Consider the following 8,183-nt stretch of genomic DNA (forward strand, 5'->3'; position numbering starts at 1 on the left):
TAATTAGTACTATTTTGGGTTGGCACTTGAAAGATACTAAATATTCGGGAATCTCGAACTATGAACGAACGGAGTGGTCTTTATTTTTATTGAACACGCTTATAAATTTAGTTTTTTATGTAAGTTTGCTACATGAAAAAGCTGCTTGTCATATTATTTGGCCTATTCTTATGTATGTTTCCTACACAAGCAGAGACTCCTAATTATTATTTCAAGCAGATATCCTTGAAAGACGGCCTTTCGCAATCGACGGTCAATTGTGTGTTGAGCGACCACCAGGGAGTCATTTGGATAGGGACGAATTTCGGCTTGAACCGTTTCGATCGTGAGAGGATCATGTCTTATAAAAGCGATAAGGATCATCTTTTTTCTATTCCCGGAAATACTATCATTTTCTTGACGGAAGACCTTCGCCATAATATCTGGATCGGAACCGATAGGGGACTGGCCCGGTATGACGGTAGCAAAGACAGGTTCGTGCGTATCACATTTGCCGGTTTGCCTTTGCATGTGCGCAGTTCGGTGGTGACGGATAATGGGATCCTGTTCTTTGGAGCGGGAACGGCTTTCGCTTATTCTTATGCCGATAACCGGATTACGGTTTTACCGGTCAACGGGCCTGAAAAGATTACTTCCGTCTTCACGCATGCCTATATGTATGATAAACAAAAGCAGATCGTGCTGCTTGTCTGCCGCCGTAACGGACTATGGTGGTATCATTTTGCAACAGGCAAGCTGGAGCGGATTCCCTTTATCCCGGCAAAAGAAGTCACGAGCGTATGCCTGGCTTCGTCGGGAGATATCTGGCTTTCGGTATATGCGGACGGGGTATATGGATATACACCTGAGGGACAGGAACGTTATCATCTGAATACAGGTAATCTGTTGAATAACGATGTCGTCTTGGATATTAAGGAAAGAGACGGTGAACTGTGGTTGGCGACAGATGGGGGAGGCATTAATATCTATGATCCGGAAAAACAGACTGTCCGTGTGATCGCTCATGTTGCCGGAGATAATAATTCGTTGCCGGTCAATTCTTTTGGTTGTCTTTACAGTGATCAGGAGAAGAACATGTGGGCGGGCAGTATCCGGGGCGGACTGATCGGCATGAAGGAGATTAATCTCTATACTTATGGGAGTGTGCCCCTTAATTCGACCGGTGGGTTGAGCTATAAGACCGTGACGAGCTTGTATGAGGACCGGGATCATATTTTGTGGTTGGGTACTGACGGTGACGGCATCAATCGGTTTGATCCGCGAACCGGTCGGTTCCGGCATTATCCTGCGACATTCGGCAAAAAGGTGGTTTCGATCGTTGAATATGATGAAGACGAGCTATTGCTTTCGATATTCAGCCGGGGATTGTACCGGTTTCATAAAGAGACCGGAGAACTTCACGAATATGTCATTGCCGATGCCGGAGAATCCCGTCGTCTGTTCCGCTTTGGCCTGGCTGTACATTTGGACCGCCTGGATAAAGAACGTTTTTATATTTATTCCGATAGCGTCTATTTGTACGACCAACTGTCACGACGTTTGGATGCAATAAGGTGTAAGGAGGAAGGCGTGGTGCTTTCCGCTCTTATGAAGGTGCCCGGAGACGGGCCGGTCGCGTATTTGCGCAGTTTGTCCAACCTGTTGGCGCTGGACCACAAAGACGGCTCCATGCGTGTCTTTTATACTCCGCCCGATTCGATCGGGACGATCGGTGCGGCGTGTCGGGATAAGGCTGGCGGTTTCTGGTTGGGGACCTCTTCCGGCCTGTACCGGTATGATCCGGCGACAAAGCGGACTACGGCTATAGAAGAGAACCGTTTTGCCGGTACAAGCTCGTTGGGAGTTGACAGGCAGGGAAGGCTTTGGATCGGGACTCATAACGGGCTATATGCTTATATTCCCGAAGAGGGGAAAACGGTCGTTTTCGGAGAGTCGGATGGTGTTTATGCCAATGAGTATTTGTTCAAACCGCCTTTGCTGACAGCTTCGGGTGATCTGTATATGGCCGGAGTGAACGGTTTGGTCTATATACGGAACAATGTGCCTTTCCCGGAGGAAGCGGACCCTTCGATCAATTTGCTGGATGTGGAACTCGATGGTATTTCAGTCGGTTCCGATGTGATAAGAGATAACAACAGGTTGTCAATCCCCTGGAATTATACATCTTTGAATGCCCGTATCATCGTAAAGGAAAACGATTTGATGCGGAAAAAACTGTTTCGTTATTACATAAAAGGCAGCCAGAATGAAATGATCGAGCGGTCCGGCCATACGATTTCCTTCCATGCCCTTTCTGTCGGTGAATACCATATCGGGGTGTCCTGCAATAAAAGGAATGGCGACTGGAGCGCCCCGGTTCAGTTGCTGGTAATAACGGTTACCCCTCCCTGGTGGAAAACGACCGGATTCCTGATCCTGCTGGTCTTGCTGATTCTGGGTGGCTCTGCACTGACAGCCTGGCTGGCGGTATTGAAAAAGGAGCGTAAAATGGTCTGGGCGATCAAGGAACATGAGCGGAAGACGTATGAAGACCGGGTTCGTTTTCTGATCAATATCAGTCATGAGCTTCGCACGCCCCTTACCTTGATATATGCCCCTTTGAAACGGTTGCTTGCGTCGGGAGAGGTGAAAGACGACAAGTTGTTGCGTTTGTTGACCGGTATTTTCAGGCAGACGCGCCGGATCAAGGATAATATTAATATGGTGCTGGATGTCCGCAAGATGGAGATCGGAGGTGAATCGTTGAACCTGACCAGGCAATCCGTTAACGACTGGTTGAGGGAAATATCAGGCGACTTTGCCCTTGAATTCCAGGTCCGGAATATCCGGTTGGTTTATGATTTTGACGAATCGCTGGGAGAAGTGCCTTTCGATGTCTCCAAATGTGAGATCGTATTGTCCAACCTGTTAATGAATGCCCTGAAGTTTAGCGAGCCGAATACCGTCGTCGTCCTGTCTACGCGCCGTAAACCGGACTATGTTCGCATATCCCTGTCGGATGAAGGTCTCGGACTGGACCATGTAGAGATCGATCGCCTGTTCACCCGTTTCTATCAGGGCGAACATGACCGGAAAGGGAGCGGCATCGGATTGTCGTATGCCCGGATGCTGGTTGAAATGCATGGAGGGAATATCGGTGCACAGGCAAATGAAGGGCGGGGAGCGACCTTCTTTTTCGAACTGCCCCTGGAGAATACGTCCGTTTCTATAGAGGCAAGGCCGTATATGTCCCAGTTGCTTCAGACTTCCGATGTCGAGATACCTGATGCCAGTGACTATCCGCTTGGCGGATATACGGTTATGGTCGTAGAGGATGAACCGGAGTTGCGTGACTACCTGAAAGATGAATTGAGCGGATATTTCAAGGAAGTTTATGTCGCGGAAGAGGGCCGGCAGGCGCTTGAAATGATTCAGGCGAAACTTCCCGACCTGGTAGTCAGTGATGTAATGATGCCTTATATGAACGGTTTCGAATTATGCCGCCGTATAAAGAGCGATGTGGAGATCAGCCATATTCCGGTTATCCTGTTGACGGCGCGTACCGATAATGAAAGTGCCGTACAGGGATATAAATTAGGGGCCGATATGTATGTCCCGAAGCCGTTCGACCTTGCTTTCCTGCTTGTTGTCCTGCGCAACCTGCTTAGGAGCCGTGAGACTATCCGGAATCGTTATAAGGAAGCCGAACAGATCGTTTCGCCTAAAACCGATACGATCAGCAATGCCGACGAAAAATTCATGCGAAAACTGAATGACCTGATCAGCAGCAACCTGACCAATCCGGACCTGGACGTGCAGTTTGTCGCTGCACAAATGGCCATGAGCCGCGCATCGCTTTACAATAAACTGAAACTGCTTGCCGGCATCAGCATAGGCGATTATATCAACAAGTTCAGAATGGCCGAAGCCGTCCGCCTCCTTGCCGACAAGGATTTGAGTATACAGGAAGTCTCGGAGAAAACCGGTTTTTCCCATCAACGCTATTTCAGCACAGTCTTTAAGCAGATCTACGGCGTGGCGCCTTCACAATACAGACAGGGCTTATGATTTAAAACGCCGGGATCATATACGTGATCTTAGCCGAGATCACCTGCGAAGACGATTTGGAAAAATAATCTTCTTTACGGCTGTTGAAGATGTCGCTAAGGGCATAGTAATAACGGCCTTCCAGCAGGAAAGAGCCGATTCCCGTACGGAGTTCGATACCCGGTCCGCCGCATAACCCCCAGTCGAATTTCTTTTCGACGGGCATGTCGTGCTGCTCGTTTTCGGTGTTCGGCTTGGCTCCGTTCAGATTCTCGTCTGTCTTCTCGCCGAAAGCATAGCCTATTTTAGGTCCCAGGTTGACAAATACCCTGAAACGCTTACTGCCGAAATAGATATGCGTCAGGATCGGAAGTTCAAAATAGTTGATCGTCCGGCTGTATTTGTACTGCGGCTGGTCCTCGAACTTTTCATCCCATCCATGTTGGATGAAATTCAGTTCGGCCTGCAATCCGAGATTCTTTTCCGTGATCCACCGGAGCGTAAGTCCGCCCGTATAGCCCATTTTCATATTCTGCTGCACTTTCGTCTGGGCAAAACTGACTTTGGAGAAGGTCGTACCGAAGGAAGCTCCCAAAGACAATTCCCGTTTGAACTTGTCCTGCGCCTGGATGCCGTTCAGGGCGACAAGGCCTATGATAACTGTTGCAATAACTTTCCTGATCATCTTACTTCATTCCGTGTTACATTGAAATCACTCTGATAATGAACAATAAAGATGTTCGTATTGATGAAGCCCCCCCAGTTATTTACGCGATGGAAATCGAATCCGGTCTGTACGCCCTGGTAATGAATCTTATCCAGATTATTTTCGAAGTTGGAACCGTACTTGTTGATCGCTCCGATGAAAAACATACCGGTGTCGAATCCCAAAATACCATATTTAGGGAATATATTGATCAGGTTCTTGCTATACCAGTTTTTATATTTGGTATAGAAGTCAGCCACCTCTTTCGACAGGTTGTCTACGTAGAAGCTACTGTATATATACGTGTTCAGGGCATAAAAATCTTCCAGGCAGTCACGCGTGTACGTCTGCCATTCGGGATAGCCGAACAAGGTCAGCCCGCATTCGGGCTTTGTCTCCGCCAGCATACGTAACGGAGACTTGATTTTGTTTAGAGCCTCCAATGTACCCGAAGTCGGTATGACCACGTTCCGTTTGTCCGTTCTGAGGAGCGTGTCGACATCGGCTGTCAGGGTTTCGGCAGTATAATCGATTTCGGTAAATGGGATCTGCCGTTGTTTCATCTCGGCTTTTAATGTTTTGATAAACTCGGTTTTATCCTTGCCGTCCCTGATGTTCAGCAGGATTATGTTGTCTTCGGCAAACAGGTCGCATCCGCCTTGAGCCGCTTTGGCATATAGGTAGGAGTGGGGCGTATTTACTTGGTAAACGTATGCGTTCGACAGCACGTCGTCATTCTTCGACGTGAAAGGAATCACATACTTGATGTTGTTCTTTTGGGCAAATTCCGCAACCGGGCCGATCTGGTCGTTCTGTACGGCTCCGATAATGAGATTGGCTTCTTTGAGTGCGCCCTCTTTCAGAATCTCTTTCAGTTTCTTTGTCCCGTTTCCCGTATCATAAACCGACAGGTCGACGGAGCAGCCGGTATTCTTGAGGCTATCCACCGCCAGCAACAAACCTTCGTAATATTCGATGAAGCGTTGTGTTTCCGCAGAGGGAGTCGCTTCGTTCGTCATAAACGGCAATAACAAGGCCACTTTGACGCTGTTGACGCGCTCGATGCTTTTCGGTTCCGAGAGCAATGCATTGACATCCCTTTCCGAAAGCGTGGCGGTTGCCGGTTCGGTCGTCACATTCTCTTCGGCCTGCACGGGTATCTTAATTACCATACCGGCTTTGACCCCTTCTTTCAATTTCGGGTTAAGCTTGATCAGCTCGTAGCTGGAAATATTGAATTTCCGGCAGATCCGGTACATGGTCTCTTTTTTCTGGACGGTGTATTCGATTTCTTTGGTAACGGTCTTGAGCTCCGTCGTCGGCAAATCTTCCACTTGCGTTGCCGGAATACGGATTGTCTTGCCGATCGTAAAAGTGGAAGTAGACAATCCGGGGTTCGCTTTTACGATGGCGGTAGCGGGAACTGTGTACCGAATGGATAATGAATACAGGGTTTCTTTGGGCTGGATGGTGTGGAAAATATAATTCCCTTCCTGCTTCTTAGCTGTATTTCCAACCATGTCGCGTTGTGGGATTTTTAGGGTGGCGCCTGCTTTGATCCCTTCTTTGCTGTCCGGATTCAGCCGGTAAATATCATCGGGCGTAACCCCGTACATGGTAGCGATTGCGTAAACGGTTTGTCCTCTTTCTATCGTATGAAAAAATACATTATTGTCTTGTCCGCTTGTAATAACCACTTGTGATCGGTTGTTTTGTGCATAGACAGATACACCAGCCAGACTCAGAAAGAGCGTCAGTACATATATGTTAATCTTATTCATTTGCTGATTTGGATTATTTAGGGGCAAAGATAACAACAAAAAACGAGAGTAATAATAGATAAGTCGCTAAAGTGCTTTATCTGGCGTTCCCGATAATGGGCTTATTGTAAAAAACGGCTTAAAAACAGCTCATAGTCCCTTTTGTCAAGTGTCCTCCGACGATTGTCGCTGTGACCAAAAAAGTGGTTTTGGGGACTTCTTGCCATGAATTGCGCAGAAAATTCCCGTGACGACCGTCTTTATCGCCGTGAAGTCAATGTTCATACATGGTGAACTCGGCAGCTCGCGGCAACGAAGACGGTCGTCACGGCGATGAAGACGGTCGTCACGGAATTCTGCTGCCGGAATCCCGGAAAAAAGCCTTGTTCACTTTGCCATATTCCCGTATCCTCTTCTTGTTTTCTCAACTATTCGATTCTCCGGGAGTTTAGCTTTTCCGGAATGAAAGGAACCGGGACGAATCGATTGACAGGTGTAACACGGTTTAGACGAACCCGGCAGAAGATTGGCCCGTGTGTCAGAAAAAATGCCATATAGGTAGATAAAAGACAGATCGGATCCGCCTTTATTTTCTCGTGAAATAGAAAAAAAGAGGGTTATTGTAGAAAATGATTTAATATTCCCCGACATTTCGGAAATCCATAAAAAAACGTATCTTTGTCTGTCAAGTGTTTTAATTAAATACCGTAATCATGAGCAACAAGATATATCCTATCGGTGTCCAGAATTTCGAGAGCCTTCGTAAAGACGGTTATTTTTATGTAGACAAGACCGCTCTTGTCTATCAGTTGGCGACAAGTGGCCGTTACTATTTCCTCAGCCGCCCTCGCCGTTTCGGAAAGAGCTTGTTGCTATCAACCTTGGAAGCCTATTTCGAGGGAAAGAAAGAACTGTTTGCCGGATTGGCCATCGAGCGTTTGGAGACAGATTGGGAGCGATACCCGGTTCTGCATCTTGATTTGAACGCCCGCCGATATGAAAATATGGAATCGCTCTTGGCTGAATTGAATAAATATCTTGAAATATGGGAACAGTCGTATGATAGTCCGTTCGGAGACCGTAAGCCGGAGGAACGTTTCTATCAAGTGATTCGGCATGCTTATGAGAAAACCGGACAACGCGTTGTGATTTTGATAGACGAATATGATAAACCTTTGTTGCAGGCAATCGGTAGGGCGGAATTGCAGGAAGCTTACCGCAGTTTGTTGAAAGCCTTCTATGGCGTGATGAAAAGCGCTGACGGTTATATCCGTTTCGCGATGCTGACGGGTGTGACCAAGTTCAGCAAAGTGAGTGTATTCAGTGACCTGAATAATCTGAAGGACATATCGATGCGCAAGGAATTTGTAGCAGTATGCGGCATTACGGAGAATGAGTTGTATGAAAATCTGGAAGCGGAATTGCATGAATTGGGCGACTCTCTGAATATGGATTACGACAACGTTTGCCAAGAGTTGAAACGGCGTTACGATGGTTATCACTTCGCCGCTGATACGGAGGGACTTTATAATCCGTTCAGCCTGTTGAATACTTTTGATGCAAAGGAATTTGGCAGTTATTGGTTTGCGACGGGTACGCCCTCCTATTTAGTGGAACTTCTTAAACGCAATCATTACGATCTTGACCGTTTGGCGCATGAAGAGACCGATGCCGAGACGCTTGACGGTGTG

Annotated in this window: 5 protein-coding genes; 3 read left to right on the forward strand and 2 right to left on the reverse strand. The window is 47.4% G+C overall.

What is annotated here, in order from left to right; genetic code table 11:
* Positions 1-174 precede the first annotated feature (174 nt).
* Positions 175-4,047, forward strand: coding sequence for a hybrid sensor histidine kinase/response regulator transcription factor (locus ACW6QF_RS10765; RefSeq protein WP_456087826.1), 3,873 nt, complete (start codon positions 175-177; stop codon positions 4,045-4,047).
* Between the two features lies 1 nt (position 4,048).
* On the opposite strand, the gene ACW6QF_RS10770 is transcribed toward ACW6QF_RS10765, so the two are convergent.
* Positions 4,049-4,711: a porin family protein gene (locus ACW6QF_RS10770; protein ID WP_298551781.1), complete on the reverse strand. Its 663-nt coding sequence runs from the start codon at positions 4,709-4,711 to the stop codon at positions 4,049-4,051.
* The gene (locus ACW6QF_RS10775) at positions 4,708-6,513 is read right to left on the reverse strand and encodes a PBP1 and LysM peptidoglycan-binding domain-containing protein (RefSeq protein ID WP_456087827.1); all 1,806 of its coding nucleotides are present in this window, start codon (positions 6,511-6,513) and stop codon (positions 4,708-4,710) included. The genes ACW6QF_RS10770 and ACW6QF_RS10775 overlap by 4 nt, the downstream gene beginning before the upstream one ends.
* Positions 6,514-6,779: 266 nt before the next feature.
* On the opposite strand from ACW6QF_RS10775, the gene ACW6QF_RS10780 reads away from it, so the two are divergent.
* Positions 6,780-6,944: a hypothetical protein gene (locus ACW6QF_RS10780; protein WP_456087828.1), complete on the forward strand. Its 165-nt coding sequence runs from the start codon at positions 6,780-6,782 to the stop codon at positions 6,942-6,944.
* A 261-nt stretch (positions 6,945-7,205) separates the two neighbouring features.
* A partial coding sequence (locus ACW6QF_RS10785) for an ATP-binding protein (RefSeq protein WP_456087829.1) occupies positions 7,206-8,183 on the forward strand: 978 nt, incomplete at its 3' end.

The organism is Parabacteroides sp., from assembly GCF_977054455.1.